The organism is Pseudomonas sp. MNR3A, assembly GCF_009650575.1.
GTDB classification, from domain to species: Bacteria; Pseudomonadota; Gammaproteobacteria; order Pseudomonadales; family Pseudomonadaceae; genus Aquipseudomonas; species Aquipseudomonas machongensis.
In genome coordinates this window covers 41,942-63,331 of sequence record NZ_VZZS01000031.1, presented here as the reverse complement: position 1 = coordinate 63,331, position 21,390 = coordinate 41,942, and the positions used below count along the sequence as shown (strand labels likewise).

The window sequence follows — 21,390 nt, the reverse complement described above, 5'->3', positions numbered from 1 at the left end:
GTTGTAGGTGGTCAGTCCATAGGAACCTCGGCACGGGTATGGCTTCTCAAGGACATTACCAGCCTGATCAGGATGCCCTTATGATTGCCATCGACAGTAGCGCCCAGCCCATCCAGGCCTTGCGATTCGAGGACGACGGCGCGACACCCAATAACCGTTTCCCCGTGTTGCTCTACCAGCTGAAACTTGCGCCTGCGCATGACAACGCCAGCGCGTTCGAGTCCTTGTTCGCCGCTCATCAGTGGACCCCGCTGTGGCGTGCCGGGATTTTCGACTACCACCATTTCCACCCCAATGCACACGAGGTGCTCGGCGTTGCCTGCGGCCATGCTCGGATCATGCTGGGCGGCGCAGCGGGTCAGGCGCTGACGGTCAAGGCGGGTGATGTTCTGGTTTTGCCGGCAGGGACAGGCCATCGTTGCATCTCGTCCAGCGACGAATTCCTGGTCGTGGGCGCCTATCCCCAGGGGCAGGAGGATTACGATACCCAGCGACCCGAAACCGGCGCTCACCAGCAGGCGCTGGCGCGTATTGCCCGAGTGCCGCACCCTGAGCAAGACCCGGTGACTGGCGCACATGGTGCGCTGATGAGGCTCTGGCAGTGATTAGCAGCAAACGCCTGCAGAGCCAACCCGATTGTCAAAAGAACGCCTGGATTTCCGCTTGAGAGAAACCCAGGCGAGATCAGCTGGCCAGCCGAACCTTTGCCTCATCGAGATCGTTCACCGGCGCCGGCGTTGGGCATGGGTAATGACGAACCCGGCGAGGAACCCGATCACTGCGGCACTCAGCAACAAAGGAGTTTTGGCCTTCGGGGTTCTCCATCCGCCTTCGATACTTCGCCGACCAATCGGCGGTTCAAAGAGGTTGCCTGAAGACTTCGCTGCGCCAGGGCTACGGTTCAATCCCCAGCGCGTGAGCCATCCCGATAGCGCCGGTAACCCAGGCATCAGATAGCTGGCCAAATGCGCGAGGCGGGCGCTTGCACCGACAGTGGTGTTGGCGTGAGGTGAAATAGCGCAGGCCACCATCGCCTTTGCCACGAGCTCTGGATCGTAGATGGGCCCTGGCGGTTTGAGCGCATGGCCTGTGTAGTTGCCGCCATCGCGCAAGCCTGGGGTATCCATTACGGCTGGGTAGATGTCACAGACGTGGATGTCGGGGAATTCAGTGAGCTCGCCCCTGAGTGCCTGAGTGAGCCCGCGCAAGCCAAATTTGCTGGCTGAGTAGGCTGCGGCATAGGGTTGTGCAACCCAGCTCCCTAGCGACAAGGTGTTTATCAGCGTACCGCTGCCCTGTTTCTTGAAGTAGGGGAGCGCTACATGGGCCCCTCGAAGGTAACCCACCAAGTCGGTCTGGATGACCTGCTCATGGGCTTCGAGCGGCGTCTCCTCGAAACTGCCCACCGCACCCACGCCCGCGTTGTTTATCCAGATGTCTATTCGGCCATGACCAAACTCGGCAGCACGTTCCGCCAAGGCGAGTACCTGATCGCTCTGGGTCATGTCGGTCGTTACGGCGACAGCATCGGTGCCGCAATCGGTGCATTCTTCCAGCGTTTCGAACAACGCCTGCTCATCTCGTGCTGCCAGAACCAGACGCGCGCCTTTGCAGGCAAAGGCATGGGCTGCGGCGCGGCCTATGCCACTGGACGCTCCGGTGATCACCACCACCTTGCCGCGCAGCGGGCCTCTGATCGGCGAACGAGTCAACGGGGGCGGCTCATCGGCGGGTGAAATGGGCTCGCTTATCGGCGCCGTGAAAGTCTCACTGGCTTCGATGCGCGAGAGCTGGAGGGAGGTACCGTCCACAAGATTCAAGGTCAAGTCGCTGATGGTGCCGGCCACCCGCCCAGGGAAAATGGGCTCGCCTTCAGCATCGAGACTATCGTAGATGAATCGGTCGCCTTCCAGCCATCCGATAGCCGTCAGAAGCTCTGGGCTGAGGTAATACTTGCCGTCTTGGAAAAAGCCTGGGAACTGATGGGCGCGTTCAAGGTTTTCAACGCTGTACCGTTCACCTGGCTTCATGCCTGTCGCTTGATCAATCATGGTGCAAGCTCCCTAAAACGTGGGGGGGTATGCAGGGGAAGGCTGTTAGGCTGGCAAAGTTCAGAGCAACTGGTTCAGTGGTGGTGTGATGCAGGCATGGATGACGTGACAAGCACTTCGAAGCTGCTTCCCTCGACAACCTGAGAGCATGGTGAAGGGACAGGCGCAGCACTTGGACCCCCTGCGGTATGGCGCATTAAGCCGTTATGGCAACGCCAGTCGTCAATTGGGGTGAACGGAGGCAACGGAGTCAGGCTCAACCTGGGAGATTCGCTTCTCACTCCACCTGCCCTAGGACCTTCAAAATGCCCAGCTACCTGTACTTGATCAGCTACATCCTCGACAACCAGCCCGGTACTTGCGAGTTCCGTAGTGACCAGGAAGACCTGAGCCGCGAAGCTGCGCGCGAATACTTGCAGGGCCTGCACCGCAACGAGGCTTCTTCATTCACCGATGTGCAAGTTCAGCGTCTTGAGCATGACCACGAGCCCGGCACATCGCCAGGGCACTACCAGCAACCCTGAGGGGTTGCCGGGATGAACGCGATAATCGAAATAAGCCAGGCAGAGCGCCGACTCGTCTCTGGCGCCTCTTGCTCGGCGCTTTGCGCTTATTGAACGACGACCTGCCTTGACGACTCCATTGCAGCAACACAGTGCATTTGGAATGCCATGATGATTCATCTGGGGTGCGCGGGCTGGAGCTTGTCCCGCCAGTACGCCGACGAGTTCCCGCTGCCGGGCAGCCACCTGCAGCGCTATGCCGCGCGGCTTGATGCCGTGGAGATCAACAGCTCGTTCTACCGTGCGCATCTACCTGCGACCTATGCCCGTTGGGCTTGCTCGGTTCCGGAACATTTTCGCTTCGCCGTCAAGCTGCCCAGGCTCATCACCCACGAGCTACGCCTGGAAGGCTGCGAGGTTGCGCTTGATGCGTTTCTTGGCCAATGCCGGCAATTGGGGGACCGCCTGGGCTGCCTGCTTGTTCAGTTGCCGCCGTCGCTCGCCCATGATGCCGGGCGCGACCGGCGTTTCTTTGAAGTCCTGCGCGAACACTATGCCGGGCCGGTCGCGGTCGAGCCCAGGCACGCCAGTTGGCAAGCGGCGCAATCGATGTTGATCGACTTGCGTATTGCCCAGGTGGCGGCGAGCCCTTCACGCTTTGCCGCCGACGCACAACCCGCTGGCTGGCCTGGATTGGTCTACTGGCGCTTGCACGGCGAGCCGCGGATCTACCACAGCGAGTATTCCCAACAGTACCTGCAACAGCTGGCTGAGCGGCTGCAGCGCAGCCACGCTGCAGGTGCAGATACCTGGTGCATCTTCGACAACACCGCCTCCAGCGCAGCACTGGGTAACGCGCTGACGCTTGAGCGGTATCTGCGCTGATGCAAACCGGATCAAACTTTTTGGCTGCGTTAGGGCTCTTCTGAGAACACATTAGACCGCGAGGAACAGTCCATGAAAGCTGACGATGGCAAGAACGGCGACAAAGTCCCACGGCCGCTCTCTTCTGAAGAAGCACAGCAAGGCGAGCGGGTGCCAGGCCCGGTGCTTGAGCGCCCGGACCAGGATACCGAGGCGGTGGACAAGGTCATTACGCCCACGTCCATCAAGGAACAGGAGGAAAAGACTCGCCAGATCGAAAAGCGTCTGGCCGAGGTCGACAGGAAAGCCCGTCGCTGAATATCCGACCAGGTGACCGGGCGCTAAGCCCGGTCGCGTCCTTTCGGCAGCGCTGAATATGAACGGTTGATCGTTCTTGCGCGCATCGCCGCCGCCCTTATTCGCTTGTTCACGGACTGAGTAAGGAATTCATTCGCCTCCCGGAAACACACCTTTTGGCGATGGTTACGAGTGGACGATGCCAAAGCGTGCCGCTTACGCTTTGGGCTTGTCCCAGTCGCTACGCGTCGCAGCCGTCAGCGCATCCCAGTCATCAGGAGGGTTGCCGCGGCCCAGCATCTTTTCGAATACGGCGTAGGGATCGGTTTTGCTGCCTGCGGACCGTAGGGTATTTTCGTCGTTGACCCATGCATAGACGATGACCTTGGATCTTGAGTCGTAGCGAAAGAACAGCCGAAAGCGCCTACCGATTTTTGCCCGCCGCCAATGTCGGTAAGCGGTGCCGAGCGTGTTGCCTTGGCGGAACTCATCGCGGCCTGGGTCAGCAGGCACAGCCTCCAGGATCAGATGGCTCAATGCCCGAAACAGCTTCACGTTAGCGTTGCTTTCAAAACCTCGCGGGTCGTTCTGCTCGGCCCGGGCGGCGGCTTCTTGCAATTTGCGTAGCTGTAAAATCACACCTTCATGGAACAACAGTGTCCAGCCATATCGCAGCATCAGAGCGCGACCTCACCATCAATATCTTCGTCCAGGTTTACGGAGTGCTTTGCGTTGGCGAGCATGGTTTGCGCCAAGTCTTCCGGCAGGGTGGTGAGGTTGCGGCCGCCTCGGATATCAGCCTCCAGCAAACCCAGGAACGCATTGATGGCAGGATCTTCGTGGGTGGTTTCTACGCGGTTGACCACGACCTCACCGCCTCGTACGTCGAATGCAATCTTGTCTCCAGTGCCGAGGCCTAGAAGCTGGCGAACGGACTTGGGCACTGTGACCTGACCCTTTGAGGTCAACGTCGCGATTTCGTGGATGGCAGGCATGAGTGATCTCCCAAGGCTAATTGAGCGAATGGTAAGGAATAATCCTTACCTTGTCAAATTTTGGTCTTCTGCTCATCAAGCGTAAGCGGGGCAGTCGCTCAACAGGATTGCTCTACCTTCCGGTAGCATTATTTCGCAGGTGGTTGAGCAACCTCTAGCGAGTGGTGTCGACTTGAGGGTTGTGCAGCACGGGATAATTCGTGCTTCGTTGAACGTGTGCTAGCTTCACCCCCACGCAACTCAAGGAATTTTGATCCCCAATGCATTCAGCGATGGCGTATCCATCCGGCCATTGACTGTTAGCCCACTGTCCATCTGAAAGGCCATCAGCGCACCACGTGTCGCTTTGCCCATGACCCCATCAATGGCGCCTTGGTAATACTGACGTACCATCAGCGCGGTCTGCACACGGGTTATCAGGTTGTTTTTCTGCTCATTGGTCGCGCGACTCTTTGAAGTGCTCGAACTTGTCCCGCTGGTAGCGCCAGACGACTGATAAAGGCTGTTGCTGCTGGACGTGCCGCTCGAAGCACTCGGCGCGCTATAGCTTCGGGTACTGGTAGCGGGTGGGCTGTAGTAACGAGGTGCGCTGTAGCCACCCGAGCCGCTGTAGTGGGAGCTGTGCGAACTGTGGGACCGGTGCGAACTGTGCGAGCGATGTGCCGCATAGATGTTGACGGTGTCTGGCGCATTGAGCGTATCGGTAAATACCGGCGGCTGTAACTTATCGTTGGGTTGCCAGTTCGCATCGGCGAGCGACAGATGGCCTGCCTGTGCCAGGGGGGTACCTGCTATTGGCAGCAAGCTGATCCCACTGATCAGCACTTTCCAGCGATCAAGCAATTTCACTGTGCACTCCTTGCATAGGCGCTAAACGCCTCAGTCGATAGCAGTTGTACGCCGCGGCTTTGCCAACGGTCGGTGTGCGATTTGAAGAAACCAGAGCAATGTTTCAATGCAGCGCATTGCTGGCAGGTATCGATGAACAGGTTCTTCCAGTCCGAGATGCTCTGGCGGGCGAAACGCGAGAGGTGTGCCGGGATCAGGCACAGGGGCAAGTTGTAGATCGAAACCGCCACTGCGCGGTTGAACAGGAAATACACGGCCTGGCTCAACGATTCCTGATAGTCCAGCGGGTCAATCCACAGCTCTTCGTAGTTCTTCCTGGCCAGGCCGGTACTTTCGATACCCATCAGCGCAACATGCCGCACGAATGGCAGGTTCCTGAACACGTAGTGGGCGAGCTCTGGCAGGCGTGGCGTGGTCAGGCGATTGAGCACCACGCGTATCTCGATGATCTGGTTGGCGCGCGCCAGGTTGTAAAGACCTTGCAGGGTTTCGCTGAACGCGCCTGGAGCCTGCACCACATGGTCATGGTCTTCGGCATTGTCGGCATACAGCGGGATGCCCCAGCTCAACTGAGGGTGGCTGATGGCAGAGAGCGCTGCGGTCCAGCTCGGGTCTTGGAACAGACGCCCGTTGCTGAGCACATGAATGGATTTCTGCGGCAAAACGGCTTTGCACTTGGCCAGGATTTCGAGCAGGCCGTCGCGATAAAGCGTTGGTTCTCCGCCGCTGATTCCCAGATTTTCCTCGCCCGGGTCCATCAGGTCGATCAGCCGTAGGTTCTCTTCGATGTGCCAACGGTCATCGATATCTTTGGGCGGCTGCGAGCACATCAGACAGAGGCTGTTGCAACGATCGGTCATGAATAGCAGGTTGCTGTCTGAGCCTCGTCGATAGAGCACTCGCACCAGCGTGTTGCCTGGTGTGATGGCAATGACATCGCCGGGCTGCACGACATCCGCATCTCTGGGGGTGTGCAGATGTGGCCTTGCGCTGTCGAAGTCGCCGATCAATGGCTCCGGGATCAGGAATCCACCCACTGGTAATGAGAGCAGATGCGGGCTGCGTAGCCGTTCTTCGTTTGGCAGCCATAGCAGCAGGTCACAGAACTCAGCGCTTCCGGCACAAACAGCCAGGCCTTGTTCGATGAACTCATCAAGCGTGATGACTTTGAGCAGTTTCGGCTCATTCAGGTGATGGATTTCGAAGTGGGTATCTTTGCGCAGCATTGCCTTCAGCCCCTGTAACCCGGGAACCGGACATCGTTGTAAGAGCGCCTGTTTAGCCAAGACAGCAGCACCCTCTGCACGGTGTCGTCGCCATCGCAAAGCAGGCCGAAAAGATGCTTCAGCAGCCCCATGTTCTTCTTGCAGAAGTTGCTGAACACTCTGTGCCCGATCGGGTCAGCTTGGCGGGCATAGTGTTCGATGGGGTCAGCACCACAGTATGGGACAAGTGCGCAATCGGAGCAGCCAGGCAGCGCCTCTGCAACACCACTGGCGAGCAACGCATTCATAACGGGCGATGCGAGCAATTCAGACAAGGGTTGTTGGACGGTGCCAAGCCTCAAGCCGTCCTCTCCCATTTCCAGCAACATTCGGGCTTCGTCCGAGGGATAGACGTAACCGTCATAGTTGTAAACCAGCGCGGCAGTACCAGCGCCAGTAGGGGAGCGCAGGTCTACATAGCCGGAGGAGAAAGGGGTCAAGATATTCTTCAGTAACAGACTCGTATAACTCTCAGAGAGGTATACGCCCTGTTGATTGATGTGCAGCAAATAGGCCAGTGCTTTCTTGTAAAAGGCCAGGTACTGCTCAATAGGATAATCAAGTCGATGGGCACTCTTGATGGCAAACTCATAAGGGCTCAGAGGCCGAAGCGAAATGCTGGAGAAGCCCTGACTAACATACTCATCAATGATCGCTTCAGGTTGTTCGAGGCTTCTTGAAGTCAGCGTGGTCAGCGCGGAAACCGCATCATGGCCTAGGCGCTCACGGACCCACTGGATGCCTTTTACAGTGCGTTCGTAGGAGTCTCGTGACGGAGTAGGGCGGTTGGCATTGTGCAGGGGCGCTGGCCCGTCGAGCGAGGTCGAAAACTGGATGCGATGCTGTTCTGCGAAGTCGAGTATTTCTTCCGTCAGGTGGTGCAGCGTGGTGGTGATGACGAACTGGATATCCCGTTTTTCGACCACGTTCCGTTCAACGACGCATTCGACAATCTGGCGGACGCGCTCGAAGGCTAAAAGCGGTTCGCCACCTTGAAACTCCACAGTCAGGGCGGGAGCATTCGATTCGAACAGGCGATCGACCGCCGCTTGTGCATCCGCTTCCGATAGGTCGTGACCGGTTCCTCCCACAGGGGCACGCGACACCTGGCAGTACTGGCAGGTGTGGTTGCAGCGCAATGTAACCACGAACAAGTGCAGTGCAGGGCCCTGGAAGAGGAAGTCCTTGCGGCTGCGATACTGCGCGGCCATTTCCGGGAGTGGATCGTGGCGGCCTGGTTCATAGATGAAGTGGCGGGCCAGCAGGTCCTTATATAAAGACGTACCTGCTGGAACGTCGAAGTAACTGAGGGCTCGTAGTTGCGCGTCGTTCACGTGCATGTACTCACCGGTATCGGAGGTGAGCAGGATGTCACGATCATGTCCCGTATTCATGCGCATGAATCGAAAAGGCAGCAAGCGGTATTGCTTGGCGTCTGTCGCGATCAGTGTCACTGCGAAATCCCACATCCAACGAAGGCGGCTCGGACCAAGGCTTCGCGCAACCCTGCTGTTTCGCGGTTGATATGGTCGCGTAACGCGAAGTCGTTCAGATGCTGGAGGATCAGCGAGTGAGCCCGCTCCGGGGACAGCGTGAGTCTCACTTCAGCAGGATGGGCTGTGAGGCTTATCTGATTGGCTTCAATACCGACCTGGATCGTGACAGTGTCGGCCAGGGAATAAGCTGCGCGTTGCGCCACGCTGAGCGGGTACGCTGCGCTGTCGAGTTTCAGCGTGACTGGCCATGTCATCGGAATCGCTCCTTCAAATCCTTCGAGGACGTGTGGATTTTGCCGATTGAAGAGGCTTTATGCCATCATCATTTTTTACATTGCAAATTTGTTCAGGGTGGTGGATTGCGCGTTCATCGAGACTTCGGCATCAATACAGGACAGGGGTTAGGGCTCATGGTTCTGGGCAAGCGCGCTCGTATGGATGAGCGCTTAGCGAGATTTTCCGCTACCCGGGGTTTGGGGTGATTGGACGCCCGCAGTCTGCTCGACAGATTCGTTTTTGGTTTAGATCGAGCAGTGTCGGCGGGTTTGTATCACAGCGTATTGGCAGGCGGCGTTGATACCTTGTGATTGATTAACCCAGGTTCGTGACACAGGCCAGGTACTTTGCCGGCTTTAAATGGGCTCCATCGAAGCGAAGCAGCAACGCCTCGGTTCAAACGAACAGCCCATTGAAGCCTGGAGAACCCGACCATGAACCGCAAAACCGTCTACGCCGCCTGCCTGTTCGCCGCACTGAATGTCTGCACCCTGGCTGCCCGCGCAGAAGCGGCCGACAACGTGCGCAACTACACCTACGGCACTCCGCTGGATATCAAGAAGGTGGTGTCGACCAGCCAGGATGATGCGCCGACCTGCGGACCGGTCAATGCCCGGCTGACCTACCTCGACTCGCACAATCAGACCCAAGTGATGAACTACCGTACCCTTTCCAGCAACTGCATCGGTGAAAACTGAAATCTACAACCGACTCGATCCGTCTACAGGGAGCGCAGCCATGAATTGGTAAACCCGGAACCACCCTGCCACGCAGGCGCGGGGCTCACTGCTCGTCAGCAGTGGGCCCCGTCAGCTGTGACGCCATGCGCACCAGCTCAGCCACCGAACGTGCTTTCATCTTGCGGGTGACCTTGCCGCGGTGGGCCTTTACCGTGATTTCGCTGATGTCGAGGTCCGCGGCGATGACCTTGTTCATGCAGCCAGCCACCACCCGGTTCATGATCTCCCGCTCGCGAGGGGTCAATGACGCATGGCGCATGCGAAGATCGTGCAGATGGTCTTCGCGCTCCAGCGCGCTGCGGCTTTTTTCCAGCGCGGCGCTGATGGCCGCGAGCAGAATGTCAGCGTCGAACGGCTTGGTCAGGAACTCCAGCGCGCCGGCCTTCATGGCGCGAACCGTGCCTGGAATATCGCCGTAGCCGGTGATGAAAATGATCGGCATGGTCGGCTGCGCGCCGGTCAGGTTGGCCTGCAAGTCCAAGCCGTTCAGGCCCGGCAGATTGATATCCAGCACCAGGCAACTGGGCACGACCTCCCGGGGGTGAGCGAGAAAGGTCTGGGCACAGGCGAACAGCTGCGGCTGCCAGTCGGCGAAGCGGATCAGCGGTTCCAGCGACTCGCGCACGGAAATATCGTCGTCCACGACATACACCACAGGCGTTGCAGTGGCCGTCACGGGGGCTGTGAGGGGGCGGGCGATCATCCGGTCAGTTCCTTTGAATTCCTTGATCAACCAACCGGCAACGCGGCACTCAGTGCCTTGAGCAGTTGTGCCTCGCTAAAAGGCTTGGCCAGGCAGTCGATCACGCCGGCGCCCTGCCGGCGCGGGTCCCGGCAAGCATCGGTGTTGGCGGTGACGAGGATCACCGGCATGGCGTGGCCGCAGGCTTGCAGGGCCTGGAGCAGATCCGGGCCTGACATGCCGGGCATCAGCACATCCAGGATCAGACAGCGGATCTGCTGCAGGCCAGACGCGCTCAGGAAAGACTGGGCCGAGGCGAATGCTTCTACCGCGAACCCGAACTCTCTAAGCAGGTCGGGCAGCGACTCGCGGACCGACTCGTCGTCATCGACCACCGCTACGAGCAAGGGCCCTTTCATCCGTTAACCTCCTTGGTGACACCGTCGGCTGTTGCTTCGCTGCTGGCTGTCGGCAACGGAATGGCACAGTGAAAGGTTGCCCCCGGGCCATCATTGAGTGTGGCCCAGAGCTCCCCATTGTGGCGTTCGATGATCGAGCGGCTGATGGATAGGCCGATTCCCATCCCGGATTCCTTGGTGGTGTAGAACGTCTCAAACAGGCGCTCCATGGCCTGGTGGTCGAAACCGCTGCCGTTGTCGCGTACAGCCAGGTGCACGCCATGTTGGCCGTCCAGAACCGTGGTCACCAGCAGCTGCCGTGCGGTGCCGGCCGCTTTGCGCATGGCTTCGATGGCGTTGATGATCAGGTTGAGGATCACCTGCTGCAGTTGCACGCGGTCCCCCATGACCGCTGGCAGCCCCTTGGCAAACTGCACCTGTAGCGCAATGCCGTTGCGCCGTAGCTCGCCGAGCAGCAGTGTGATGACTTCGTGCGCCGCCTCGTTTACATCGACTGCTTCGGTCATCACGCTTTGCCTGGCGAACAAGGCGCGCAGGCGCTTGATCACATCCGCAGCACGGTTGCCGTCACGAATGGTGCGCCGCGCGGTCTCCATCGCGCCATCGACGTTGGGTGGGGTGGCACCGAGCATGCGCAGGCAGGTGCTGGCGTTAGTGACAATGCCTGCCAGCGGCTGATTGACCTCATGAGCAATGGAGGCCGTGAGCGCGCCGAGGCTTGCTACCCGTGCCAGGTGGGCCATTTCCGATCGGACTTTGTCCAGCGCTTCTTCAGCCTGCTTGCGGTCTTCGATATCGGTGTTTTCGCCGTACCAGCACACCACTGCTCCGGTGTCATCACGTTGCGGCACGGCGCGGATCAGGAACCAGCGAAAGGCACCGTCGTGGCGCCGTAGCCGAGCTTCGTATTCACCTGGCGTGCCGGCCTGCATCAAGGCCACCCAGTACTGCTGCAGTCCTCCGGCGTCGTCCGGGTGCAGCGATGCGGTCCAGCCTTGGCCACGTGCCTGCTCTTGCGACATGCCGGTGTAATCGCACCAGCGCTGGTTGATGAAATTGACCTCGCCATTGCCGTCGGCGCTCCAGACGAAGCCGGGCACGGCATTGATTAGGTGGCTTAGGTCTGGTTCGTTGGGCATGGCGGTTCTCTGTGTTGCGTGCGCCGCCGAGTGAGCGTGCACTGCGGCGGGAAATGTACCGATAGTTACCTGGGTGTCACTGCGCGACCGGTAGCTGCACCAGACCAGCAGGGACGCCAGCAGCAGGCCGGCGGTGTACAGATTGAGCAGATCTGTGATGTCCACTGGGCCTCGAGTAGCAAGCAGGCCACGCTGGGCGAAGAATTCCGCACAGGCGCCCGATGGCAAGTACCACGCCGATGCCACTGACTTGCCAGCGCACAGAGTGGCGAGTTCCCAGAGTGAGGGCCGATGTTGGCGACCACCAGTTATGCCCTGTCAGCTTCTGTTAGCTGATTCAATCTTTCTGCGCTTGAGCGGGCCGGTTTGAGCGCCGTGGTCAGGCACAGCATCAAGACGAGCACGGCAAACAGCAGCTCGAACCCAAGGTCATGGTTGCCGGTGTAATCGCGCAGGGCGCCGAAGCAGATGGGCCCCAGTGCGGCGATCAGATAGCCGATGAACAGCATGAAAACGGTCCAGGCGCTGGCCTGCGCAGGTGTTTGCGCATGGTCCAGTGGCAGCGTCATGCCCACGGTGAAACCCATGCCCAGACCGGTAGCGACCAGCAGCACATAAAGCGTCGGCGCTGCGGCAGGGACGAAAGCCATGCCGGCAGCGCCGGCCAGGGCAAGCAAGGTCGACAGCGCCAGCACACCGCGACGGTCCTCGGGGTTACCGGGAACCACTCCGGCGGCAATGCTCGCTATGGCAAACACCGCAGTGAACAGGCCGAGCAGAATGCCGGGAGGCAGGGATGTCAGCGCCCGTTCACTGGACGCCGGCGCCAGCCAGGCGAACAGCGCATAGACCACGAACTGACTGGCGCCGAAGTGCAGCGCTACCCGCCAGGCCTGCGGCTCGGCCCAGGGCAACCTGGTCGGCTGGTTGTCGAGCGGTGCGACTATCGGAGTGCTTACGCCGCGCCTGCCCATCCACAGCCAGCTAAGCACCGCGCTCACGCACAGCATGCTCCAAATCCCGCTGCCTACGCGCCAGCTTTGCGCAAGCGCCGTAATGGGCGCGGTCAGGACTGCTGACAGGCTGGCCCCGACGCTCAGGCCGGCGGCGTAAATACCCATGAACAATGCCGGACGCTGGGGAAAGTGTGTTTTGATCCAGCCACCGATCAGCGCTCCGGCGATGGCGATGCCGACACTGACCAGGAAGGTGCTGAACAACAGCAGCATCGTGGTGCCGGCCAGCGCTCGCAGCAGGCCGGCGGCGCCGAGCAGAACCAGTGCGGCAACCACGCAGCGATCGGTGCCGTGACGTCGGGCCAGGCTGGGTGCCAGCAAGGCCATGAGGCCCATGCACACGTCCGGGATGGCGGTTAGCAAGGCTGCCTGGGTGAAGCTCAGGCCGAAGTGCTGCTGGATCGGCAGCAGGATCGGGCCGATGGAGACGATCGCCGGGCGCAGTGCCAGGGAAAGCACCAGCAGACCGATGATGGCCCGTAGATGATGTTTGTCGGATGCCATGTTGACGCGCCTTGTATCGGGTGGTTGCAAAGGATCGTAACGAGGCATTGGCGATGATAAGTGCCAAAATGTATCGGCCAAGTGACAACCTCAAAGGGTATGAGATGAACAAAGAAGCACGGGCGCGCGACGACACCGATGCGTTGTGTGGGCGTAGTGAGGACTATCGCGACTATCAGGACGTCGCGCTGCCGATGACGGCGCTGTTGCGCAACCAGCCCGCCGGCGCCTACAACGCACCGCATACCCACCGCCACGGCCAATTGCTCTACGCCACTCATGGTGTCATGCGCGTGGCGACGGACGACGGGCTATGGTTTTTGCCACCCAGGCGCGCCCTGTGGATCCCGGCGGGCGTGGTGCATGACCAGCTGATGCTGGGTGCGGTCAGCATGCGCTCTATCTACATCCAGGCCGATCTCGCCGCCCGCTACGGTGAACGCTGCCGGGTGCTAGAGGTTTCCACGCTGTTGCGCGAGCTGATCCTGATACTGGCCAGCCAACCCATCGAATATGAGCTTGAGGGGCGTAATGCCCACGTGGTCGCGCTGATCCTCAGTGAACTGGAGTCTGCCCGGACCTTGCCGCTGCAGATTCCCTGGCCGGCCGATCGACGCTTGTTGGTGATCTGTAATGCGGTCCTTGAGGCACCAGGGCATGCCCGTACCATCGAATACTGGGCGGACAAGGTCGGAGCCAGCTCGCGCACGCTGATCCGTCTGTTCCTCAAACAGACCGGCATGACATTCCGCAGCTGGGTACAGCAGGTACGTTTGGCCAGCGCCCTGGACCGGCTCGACAATGGCGAGGCGATCAGCGTCGTTGCGAAGGCGCTCGGTTATTCCAGCGTCAGCGCGTTCAGCAGCATGTTCCGTCGGGTGATGGGTGATTCGCCCAGTGCGTTCATGGCTGCGCGCTGAAGACGGTGTCAGCTGTTGGTCAACGCTTTGACCTGCTCGGTAACGAGGGCAGGGAGGCTCAACTGAGCGCACAACCCTCCGCCATCACGGTTGCGCAACACCAGCGTGCCTTGCAGCGATATCGCCAGTTGCTGGGAGATGGCCAGGCCGAGCCCGGTTCCGCCTGTGTCGCGGTTGCGTGAGCTCTCCAGGCGATAGAAAGGCTTGAGCACTTCGGCCAGCAACTCCTCGGGAATGCCGGGGCCACGGTCAAGAATCTGGATGGACAGGCTCCCAGCGCCGGGTCTCGTTACCGCGATCTCGACGTCTGAAGCATATTTCAGGGCGTTGTCCAGCAGATTCACCAGCAGCCGGCGCAGGGCATGGGGGCGGGTGTCGAGTACAGCCTCGCAAGCCATGTCCAGGTTGATGTGCTTGCCGGTGTCGAGGTAATCGAACACCAGGCTTTCCAGGAAAGCCTGCACATCGATGCGGCGGCTTACTTCGGTCGAGCTATCCATGCTGCGGGCGTAGGCCACGCCCTCTTGGACCAGATGCTGCATTTCACTCAGGTCGCTCCACAGCTTGTCTTTTTCGGGCGAATCGTCCATCAGCTCGGCGCGCAGCTTCATGCGCGTGATGGGCGTTTGCAGGTCATGTGAGATGGCCGCCAACAGTTGCATGCGCTCTTTCACATGGGCGGCAATGCGTGCTTGCAGGGTGTTGAAGGCGACAGCGGCGTAGGCGACCTCCACCGGGCCCGACTCATCCAGGCGTGTGCCGGCGCCGTTTGGGTCGAGGCTGTCGACGGCTTTCGACAGGTGCGTCAGCGGGCGAATAGCCGTGCGCACCGCCAGCCAAGTACAGCCCAGCAGGAGTAGCAACTGGCCGACCAGCACCAGCGGCAGCCAGGCTGAGAGCGGTGAAATTGAAGGTCGCACATCGATGGTCAAGGGGCTGCCGTCGTGCAAGCGCAAGTGGGCCTGATAGTGAGGGCGCAGGTCTTCCAGCTGGATATAGTTCAAGGTGTACTCGCGGCCCAGGGTCGCCTCCATGGATCGCACGAATTCGGGCGACGACGCCATGTCCAGAGGCTTGCCGGGTAAGCCCTCATCCAGCTGGTAACGATAGTTGGGGTGTACGAAACGCGGCAGCCACGCCTGGCGCTCTTCGGCTGGAAGGCGTTCGAGCATGGCCACGGTGGTGGTCAGGTCCTGCTCCAGGTTGCCCAGCATCAGGGTCTTGGCGCTTTGGTAGCGCTCATAGAACTGCAGGCCGAAAGACAGACCGTGAGCGATCACCAGGCTGACCAGGAAGATCAGCGACAGTCGGGAGGCCAGGGTACGTGGCCAGCGCGTGGGCTTCATGCGGGTTCTCCCAGGATCTGCACAGCGTAGGAGAACACATAGCCCTCGCTGCGCACGGTCTTCACATAGGCCGGGTCGCGGGCGTCATCGCCCAGGCGCTGGCGCAGGCGGCTGACCAGCAGGTCGATCGAGCGGTCGAACAGGTCGGCATTACGGCCTTGGGTCAGATTGAGCAACTGGTCGCGGCTCAGCACCCGCTGTGGGTGGTCGACGAATACCCGCAACAGGCGGTATTCCGCGCCGCTCAAGGCCACGATGGTGTCCTCGCTGTCGAGCAGGTGACGCGCCGTAGTGTCCAGCCGCCAGGCGCCAAACGCCAGCAACCGGTTGGCCTCGCTGACGATCAGATTGGGTGGCAGCATGCGCGTGCGACGCAGTATCGCGTTGATGCGCGCCAGCAGTTCGCGGGCGGCGAAAGGCTTGACCAAGTAATCGTCCGCGCCCATCTCAAGGCCGACGATGCGGTCGGCCTCTTCGTTGCGCGCGGTCAGCAGCAGCACTGGCGTTGCCTTGTGCTTGCCGGCACGCAGTTCGCGGCAGAGCACCAGGCCATCGTCGCCAGGCATCATGATGTCAAGCACGATAAAGTCGACACGGTTTGACTCCAGAAAGTTGCGCATCTGCCTGCCGTCGGCCATGACGGTGGCGCGCAGGCCGTTCTTGCGCAGGTAGTTGCCCACCAGCTCCCTGATCTCGCGATCGTCATCTACGATCAGGATGTGATCCACATGTTCCATCTCCGCTACCTTTTGCGTCTTGAACCTTGAGGCACGCACTTCTAGCGGTTGCTTGAGTGTTGCGCTATTGCATCAAGGTGTCGGTGCAAGGCTCAGCGTCACGGTAATGTTGTCCCGTGTCGCCTTGGGGGAGGGGCAATTCCGGTTGGCCGCCTGCACCAGCAGAGCTGGGGGCGCGCTGTACAGAAATTTTTCGACACTCAGCTTGGGTAATTCTCGTGATCCGTACTCTGGCCTCCAGCGTGAGGCGCCAGGCAGCGGACTGCCCGTTATTTGCTGTTAGCTGTTATTAGCCGCGGATTGCGGGAGCGGCATCGATACCTTCGTATGCTGTCGGGCCAGGTGTGAGGGTGCTATCACTGGGCAGGCGTAACCGGTCAACCACCTTTCCCAAGAGAAAACCAAGATGCTCCTACATCAATCGACCTGGGTTGAAACCGAACGATTCCTACAGCGCAGCCGAACCATCGTCATCCCGATCGGCTCCAACGAGCAGCATGGGCCGATGGGACTGTTGGGTACCGACTGGATGTGCCCGGAAATCATCGCTTTTGAGGCGCAGAAGACGGCCGACATCCTTATCGCCCCGACCTTCAACATCGGTATGGCCCAGCACCATCTCGGTTTCCCCGGCACGATCTCGCTCAGACCATCGACCTTCATTGCCGCTATCACCGACTGGATCCGCTCGCTGGCGGTGCATGGCTTCGAGAAAATCCTCTTTCTCAATGGCCATGGCGGCAACGTGGCCTCGATCGAGGCTGCGTTTTCGGAAATCTACACCGAGGCCAGCTTTGCCCGCCGGCCGGCAGGGTTTGCTTTGAAGCTGTGCAACTGGTGGGATCTGGACGGGGTGGAAGCGCTAGTCAAGGAACAGTTCCCGACCGGGCATGGCATCCATGCCACGCCGTCGGAAATTGCCGTGACCCAATGGGCATACCCAGCGTGTATCAAGACAGCCGACTATGCACCCCAGATCGCCAACTGGGGTCCCATCCGCGAGGCGCTGGATTTTCGCGCGCGTCACCCGGACGGGCGAATGGGGTCTGACCCAGGCCAGGCTTCGCCGGAAAAGGGCCGGCAGTTGGTGATGATGGCTGTTCAGGGGTTGGTGAAGGTCGTGGACCAGTTCACCAACGAACCCACACCGGCGTGAAATGATCCCGTAACATTCTCCGAGGTCTTCGGTGCTGGGCTGGCTGAACCAGGGGGCCAGACCCAGTGTGATGACCGTCCTTACCAGGCTATCGACATTGTGCCCAACTCGGCAAAGAACGCCGCCGCGCTCCTGCTGAAGCTGATTAACCCATCGGCGCAGTGCCGACTCGAACAAGCCTTGCGAACGGGCCGCTTCGGCATGGCTGTAGCCTTGACAGTTAGACAGCTAAAGAGGTGAAGGTCGAGCTCCTTGGCTCGGCCTTGGATTATTCATGTCGGCTTGCAACCGATGCGATCTCGACCTTCGCCCCTTTCGGCAGGCGTGTGATTCCAACAGTGACCCTGGCGGGATAGGCAGTTGAAAAATAGGTGCCATACACCTCGTTCATTTTGCCAAAATCTTCCAGGTCCGTGAGGTAGACGGTGGTGGACACGATGTCGCTCATCTTCAGCCCGTCGGCTGCAAGAATGGATTTGATGTTGTCCAGTGATTGCCGAGTCTGTGATTCGATAGTGTCATCTATAGGCAGGCTTCCGGTAGCCGGGTCAATTGGCAGTTGCCCTGAAAGATACAGCGTATCTCCAGCGCGAATCGCTTGTGAATAGGGCCCTATGGCGGCTGGCGCATTTGTGGTTGTCACGACCGCATCGCCGGCAGGTGAAGTCGCAGCCGCTGAAAACTGGGAATGGAGTGCGATCAAGGCGACAGCTGATATCCAGCCGGTGGGGATGCGTGCGGTCTTGAGTTTCGAGCGACTGATCATGGCAGCAACCTCTGAATATTAGGGTAGGGCGCCAGCCAATTTCACTAGCGTATCCAGATGATTTCGATTTTGATCTGCCTGGTAAGTCTGTGTGTCACCGGGCCGATCAGACACGCTCTATGCCAAGGGGCAGGCCTTGGGGCGATACCGTCAACGGACGCTCCAGCAATGAATCGGTATCACCGGGCGCTAACGGCTCGGCCTCGGACCAGGCCATTACGCCAAATCGTATTTCTCACGCACCAGATGAGCGATGCCCATGCGTTCCAACACGCTCATGGGGCACAGAAAAGTCACGCGCACCGTACCGGGCAGGCGGCTGATGTCGATGGAGCCGGTGATGGTCGCGCGATTAAGTATTTCGTCATACGGCAGGCCAGTGACATTAGCGGCGCGCTGCAGGCCGTTTTCCACAGCCAGGTTGAGATTTTCGCCGCTGCCTATGAAGGTGATCGGACCGCTCTGCTCGATTTCCTGCTGGCCCCAGTGCTCGCTCAGCGCACGGACATCAGCGCGCTGACGGGCATTCATCGGCCGCGCCATCGGCGGCAGATCATCGATGTTTTGCAGGAGGATCGGACCTTCCAGCGTCAGGTTCTTCACCACCTCCACCACCACTTCGGTTTCCCCGGAGCAATCGGTGGCATGCCCAGCAATTTCACCGTTGCCCTGCTGGGCGTGCATGTCGCCCATGTACACCCCGGCGCCCGGCACTTTCACCGGGCAGATCAGCACACAACCCTCGCGGACCGAGTTGGTGTCCATGTGGCCATCGGTCTTGGCCGCGTGCAGCTCTTCTCTTGTCATACCGAAACGGTGCGGGGCGCTGATCAGGTACTGGCCGAAATCCGCGCAGTTATGGGAATCGGGCAAGTCTCGCGCCGGCAGGGTGCCAATATTGCCGAGAAACGGCCGCATGTGCGCGGCGACACCAGGGATATCGGCGCGGGCTAGGGACAGGATCGAATGCTGGGCGGCGAATTCCGGCAGTGCTGACATTTCAGACGCCTTGCCGGCCAGACGATTGGCGATGTCCTGATTGACCGTCAGGCTGACCTGATTCTGCGCATCGAACACGATAACGTAACCATGGCTGAAGCGGAACGCACTGACTTCGGCGCCGCAGTGGTTACAGCGAATCGAGTCTTCGCCGATGCCTTCGACATGGCTGGCCGGGTGTTCGGTACCGCAATTGGCGCAGAACTTGGAAACGAACGGATCACCATTGTAGCGACCCTCGACGAACGACATGACCCCGGACGACGTGGCCAGGGAGGTGACGCGCATAGTTCTGATCTTGATCGCCACGGCATCGCCGATTTCAGCGCCGTTAATGGCCACCGGTTGCGTCACCTCATGGCCGCCCTCGAAGGCTGGGGTGATCATCGGTCCCCAGCAGCCCGGCGGCGTGCCGGTGATCAGGGTGCCGCCATCAGCCAGCGGGCCGAGCATAGCCAGGCTCGGCCCGATGATTCCATGGGTGTATTGATCGACCCGCAGGCGGTCGACCGGCGTGACATTGAGGGTGGAATCAGGAACAGGCGTTGTCATTGTGGTCCCCTTGGGAATCAAAAGCGAACGGCTGCCGGCTGAGGCAGCCCGAGAAGGGTCAAACAGCCTGCATAGTTCAGCGCAGCTTTGTATCTACTTTGTGTTCGGGGAAGGTGGGAAATTACGGGGACTGTATCGGAGGGCTGCGTGGATACATTGCGATACACGCGACAGAAGATCTCGTCGCGTCGGGCCGCGGTACTTCTCTGCCAAACAAAACTTAATTCACTATCCTGCAACGGGAACACACACGGCTGCAGGAGCGAGCATGGTCGCTACAGGACTGCGGCTTGGCAGTGCCAGTCTTTGTATATTCAAGGAGTGCTGAACATGCTCGGAGCTTTTCTGCCCTTGGCCTCGCACCGGTAATAATCAAACGGGCGGTAATGCAGGCATCTAATTGGGAGATTAATTGTTTATGTTGCATTACCAGTGTGCAATTTCGCATGCCTTTTTAACTATGCTCAAGCCGGCGCCATATCCTCTTTGAGCTTCTCATCTTCGGCCCTTCAATTAGTGTGTTGGGCCGCACGCATGAGCATGCGGCCGTGAGCGCTGCTCACCGTTTCGCTTCCTCCCCGGGTGTAGCCGAGCGGCTAAGGAACGCTCGAGTTATTTCGGGCAGGTGCTCCCTTAACCAGTCAGCCATGGCGATCTCTTCTTTCAAAATCGACCGGCAGGCTTCTGCGGTAAGCTCATCACCAGAGAAGTTGGCCGCTGCAATAAGCACCGTGTAAGAAGCGATCTCTAGATTTTCAAACACGTAACCGGACATCGCGCCCTTGACCACTTCATCGCTCATCGTCATACCGCCCACAGCCTGTCCAAACGCCATAAGCTTTCCTGCCAGATCTTTCAGGGTTGAGGTGCTTCCTCCCAACCGTTCAATGCACTCAACTAGCAATCGCTGTTGCCCCTCGGTTTCGGTGATGTGCTGAACAATACGCTCGCGCAATTTTGGGTAATGCTCCAGCCGTTCCGCTTGTGCTTTAAGCATTTTTTCCGCTTGCTGTTCCATTGCATGGGCGTCGCGCAACCAATCAAGAAGGTTCTCGGTAGGCTGAGTCATGATAGTTCTCCGTTATGCCAGAGTAATTGAAAATTTCTGTCGCCAGCACGTGTTCAAGTGGCCTGACGAATGGTTTGGCGCGCAGACTATTTGGGTGGGCTTATTTGCATAGCCGATCTGAACTTTCTCGCTTGTCCCGTTCGTTTTTGATTGCGCTTTGCACCCAATTCTTTCTTCAACACGCCTATCCACCAATAAGTATTTCAATATGTAGGGTGGACCAGACGGTGGGCCCCTTGGAATTAAGGGGAGGCGTGGGAGTACGTCGAAAATCCGTTGATGGTGGTGACGGCCCTGCTTCGGTAGAGCTGTCAGCTCCCGATCGCTCGGTACTTGAAGCCATGAAGCTGCGGACCGAGTCGCCGTCGGGGGGCTGAAAACCATAGCTCTAATGACCACGGACGTACGGCCCATGGAACCGTTGCGGATACGCCAATCGTCAATCGGGGTGAACGGATGCCACTGTGTCAGGCTCAACCCAGTAGATTCGCGTCTCACTCTATCTTTGCCGTGGGATCCTCAAGATGGCCAACTACCTGTACTTGATCAGCTACATCTTCGACAACCAACCGGACACCTGCGAGTTCCGCAGTCACCAGGAGGGCCTTACTCGCGAGGCTGCGCACGAGTATTTGCAGGGTTTGCTTCGTAACGAAGCGTCATCGTTCATCGATGTGCAAGTTCAGCGTGTCGTGCATGACCACAAGCTCGGCACATCGCCAGGACACCACTAGCAACCCTGACGGGTT

General features: G+C 59.4%; 24 protein-coding genes and 1 pseudogene. 8 read left to right on the top strand and 17 right to left on the bottom strand.

Annotated elements, in window-relative coordinates; translation table 11 throughout:
• The first annotated feature begins 80 nt into the window (after positions 1-80).
• The gene (locus F6X62_RS21900; protein WP_153774681.1) at positions 81-605 is read left to right on the top strand and encodes a cupin domain-containing protein; all 525 of its coding nucleotides are present in this window, start codon (positions 81-83) and stop codon (positions 603-605) included.
• A gap of 117 nt (positions 606-722) precedes the next feature.
• Here F6X62_RS21900 and F6X62_RS21895 read toward each other — a convergent pair whose 3' ends face one another.
• On the bottom strand, positions 723-2,051 hold the full coding sequence (locus F6X62_RS21895; RefSeq protein ID WP_153774680.1) for an SDR family oxidoreductase: 1,329 nt from the start codon (positions 2,049-2,051) through the stop codon (positions 723-725).
• Between the two features lie 305 nt (positions 2,052-2,356).
• Here F6X62_RS21895 and F6X62_RS21890 point away from each other — a divergent pair, with 305 nt between their 5' ends.
• The 3 genes from F6X62_RS21890 to F6X62_RS21880 all read left to right on the top strand — a co-directional run bounded on the left by F6X62_RS21890 (position 2,357) and on the right by F6X62_RS21880 (position 3,736).
• Positions 2,357-2,575 (top strand): hypothetical protein, encoded by a 219-nt coding sequence (locus tag F6X62_RS21890; RefSeq protein WP_054893733.1) that lies wholly within the window; start codon positions 2,357-2,359, stop codon positions 2,573-2,575.
• Between the two features lie 150 nt (positions 2,576-2,725).
• Positions 2,726-3,439 (top strand): DUF72 domain-containing protein, encoded by a 714-nt coding sequence (locus F6X62_RS21885; protein WP_153774712.1) that lies wholly within the window; start codon positions 2,726-2,728, stop codon positions 3,437-3,439.
• 72 nt (positions 3,440-3,511) lie between these two features.
• Positions 3,512-3,736, top strand: coding sequence for a hypothetical protein (locus F6X62_RS21880; protein ID WP_065863576.1), 225 nt, complete (start codon positions 3,512-3,514; stop codon positions 3,734-3,736).
• A gap of 195 nt (positions 3,737-3,931) precedes the next feature.
• On the opposite strand, the gene F6X62_RS21875 is transcribed toward F6X62_RS21880, so the two are convergent.
• From F6X62_RS21875 to hxsD, 6 genes are all read right to left on the bottom strand, one after another.
• Positions 3,932-4,393 (bottom strand): type II toxin-antitoxin system YhaV family toxin, encoded by a 462-nt coding sequence (locus F6X62_RS21875; RefSeq protein ID WP_153774679.1) that lies wholly within the window; start codon positions 4,391-4,393, stop codon positions 3,932-3,934.
• Complete coding sequence (locus F6X62_RS21870) at positions 4,393-4,710, bottom strand: type II toxin-antitoxin system PrlF family antitoxin (RefSeq protein WP_063544684.1); 318 nt, start codon at positions 4,708-4,710, stop codon at positions 4,393-4,395. Before F6X62_RS21870 ends, F6X62_RS21875 begins: the two co-directional genes overlap by 1 nt.
• 240 nt (positions 4,711-4,950) lie before the next feature.
• Positions 4,951-5,559, bottom strand: a complete 609-nt coding sequence (gene hxsA / locus F6X62_RS21865) for a His-Xaa-Ser repeat protein HxsA (protein WP_112898104.1) — start codon at positions 5,557-5,559, stop codon at positions 4,951-4,953.
• Positions 5,556-6,785 (bottom strand): His-Xaa-Ser system radical SAM maturase HxsC, encoded by a 1,230-nt coding sequence (hxsC, locus tag F6X62_RS21860; RefSeq protein ID WP_153774711.1) that lies wholly within the window; start codon positions 6,783-6,785, stop codon positions 5,556-5,558. The genes hxsA and hxsC overlap by 4 nt, the downstream gene beginning before the upstream one ends.
• A 5-nt stretch (positions 6,786-6,790) precedes the next feature.
• Positions 6,791-8,278, bottom strand: a complete 1,488-nt coding sequence (gene hxsB, locus F6X62_RS21855) for a His-Xaa-Ser system radical SAM maturase HxsB (protein ID WP_153774678.1) — start codon at positions 8,276-8,278, stop codon at positions 6,791-6,793.
• Positions 8,275-8,574: a His-Xaa-Ser system protein HxsD gene (gene hxsD / locus F6X62_RS21850; RefSeq protein WP_112898107.1), complete on the bottom strand. Its 300-nt coding sequence runs from the start codon at positions 8,572-8,574 to the stop codon at positions 8,275-8,277. The genes hxsB and hxsD overlap by 4 nt, the downstream gene beginning before the upstream one ends.
• 456 nt (positions 8,575-9,030) lie before the next feature.
• On the opposite strand from hxsD, the gene F6X62_RS21845 reads away from it, so the two are divergent.
• Complete coding sequence (locus F6X62_RS21845; protein ID WP_153774677.1) at positions 9,031-9,294, top strand: DUF2790 domain-containing protein; 264 nt, start codon at positions 9,031-9,033, stop codon at positions 9,292-9,294.
• A gap of 85 nt (positions 9,295-9,379) precedes the next feature.
• Here F6X62_RS21845 and F6X62_RS21840 read toward each other — a convergent pair whose 3' ends face one another.
• The 4 genes from F6X62_RS21840 to F6X62_RS21825 all read right to left on the bottom strand — a co-directional run bounded on the left by F6X62_RS21840 (position 9,380) and on the right by F6X62_RS21825 (position 13,096).
• Positions 9,380-10,039: a response regulator transcription factor gene (locus tag F6X62_RS21840; RefSeq protein ID WP_153774710.1), complete on the bottom strand. Its 660-nt coding sequence runs from the start codon at positions 10,037-10,039 to the stop codon at positions 9,380-9,382.
• Between the two features lie 26 nt (positions 10,040-10,065).
• Positions 10,066-10,437, bottom strand: coding sequence for a response regulator transcription factor (locus F6X62_RS21835; protein ID WP_153774676.1), 372 nt, complete (start codon positions 10,435-10,437; stop codon positions 10,066-10,068).
• A complete protein-coding gene (locus tag F6X62_RS21830; protein WP_306109883.1) occupies positions 10,434-11,804 on the bottom strand; it encodes an ATP-binding protein in 1,371 nt (456 codons plus the stop codon). The genes F6X62_RS21835 and F6X62_RS21830 overlap by 4 nt, the downstream gene beginning before the upstream one ends.
• An 80-nt stretch (positions 11,805-11,884) precedes the next feature.
• Positions 11,885-13,096 carry a CynX/NimT family MFS transporter gene (locus tag F6X62_RS21825; RefSeq protein WP_153774674.1) on the bottom strand — a complete coding sequence of 404 codons (1,212 nt, stop codon included), beginning with the start codon at positions 13,094-13,096 and terminating at the stop codon, positions 11,885-11,887.
• Between the two features lie 104 nt (positions 13,097-13,200).
• Between F6X62_RS21825 and F6X62_RS21820 the strand changes: the two genes are divergently transcribed.
• Positions 13,201-14,016 carry a helix-turn-helix domain-containing protein gene (locus tag F6X62_RS21820; RefSeq protein WP_153774673.1) on the top strand — a complete coding sequence of 272 codons (816 nt, stop codon included), beginning with the start codon at positions 13,201-13,203 and terminating at the stop codon, positions 14,014-14,016.
• An 8-nt stretch (positions 14,017-14,024) separates the two neighbouring features.
• On the opposite strand, the gene F6X62_RS21815 is transcribed toward F6X62_RS21820, so the two are convergent.
• On the bottom strand, positions 14,025-15,362 hold the full coding sequence (locus F6X62_RS21815; protein ID WP_153774672.1) for a HAMP domain-containing sensor histidine kinase: 1,338 nt from the start codon (positions 15,360-15,362) through the stop codon (positions 14,025-14,027).
• A complete protein-coding gene (locus tag F6X62_RS21810; RefSeq protein WP_153774671.1) occupies positions 15,359-16,099 on the bottom strand; it encodes a response regulator in 741 nt (246 codons plus the stop codon). The genes F6X62_RS21815 and F6X62_RS21810 overlap by 4 nt, the downstream gene beginning before the upstream one ends.
• Before the next feature lie 406 nt (positions 16,100-16,505).
• Here F6X62_RS21810 and F6X62_RS21805 point away from each other — a divergent pair, with 406 nt between their 5' ends.
• Positions 16,506-17,255 (top strand): creatininase family protein, encoded by a 750-nt coding sequence (locus F6X62_RS21805; protein ID WP_153774670.1) that lies wholly within the window; start codon positions 16,506-16,508, stop codon positions 17,253-17,255.
• 117 nt (positions 17,256-17,372) lie between these two features.
• Here F6X62_RS21805 and F6X62_RS25715 read toward each other — a convergent pair.
• From F6X62_RS25715 to F6X62_RS21785, 4 genes and pseudogenes are all read right to left on the bottom strand, one after another.
• Positions 17,373-17,471, bottom strand: a pseudogene (locus tag F6X62_RS25715) (transposase); the annotation flags it as partial.
• Between the two features lie 52 nt (positions 17,472-17,523).
• Positions 17,524-17,955, bottom strand: coding sequence for a RidA family protein (locus F6X62_RS21795; RefSeq protein WP_306109884.1), 432 nt, complete (start codon positions 17,953-17,955; stop codon positions 17,524-17,526).
• 282 nt (positions 17,956-18,237) lie between these two features.
• Positions 18,238-19,572, bottom strand: a complete 1,335-nt coding sequence (locus F6X62_RS21790; RefSeq protein ID WP_153774709.1) for an acetamidase/formamidase family protein — start codon at positions 19,570-19,572, stop codon at positions 18,238-18,240.
• A gap of 559 nt (positions 19,573-20,131) precedes the next feature.
• On the bottom strand, positions 20,132-20,641 hold the full coding sequence (locus F6X62_RS21785) for a ferritin-like domain-containing protein (RefSeq protein ID WP_153774668.1): 510 nt from the start codon (positions 20,639-20,641) through the stop codon (positions 20,132-20,134).
• 524 nt (positions 20,642-21,165) lie between these two features.
• Here F6X62_RS21785 and F6X62_RS21780 point away from each other — a divergent pair.
• On the top strand, positions 21,166-21,375 hold the full coding sequence (locus F6X62_RS21780) for a hypothetical protein (protein WP_153774667.1): 210 nt from the start codon (positions 21,166-21,168) through the stop codon (positions 21,373-21,375).
• Positions 21,376-21,390 lie beyond the last annotated feature (15 nt).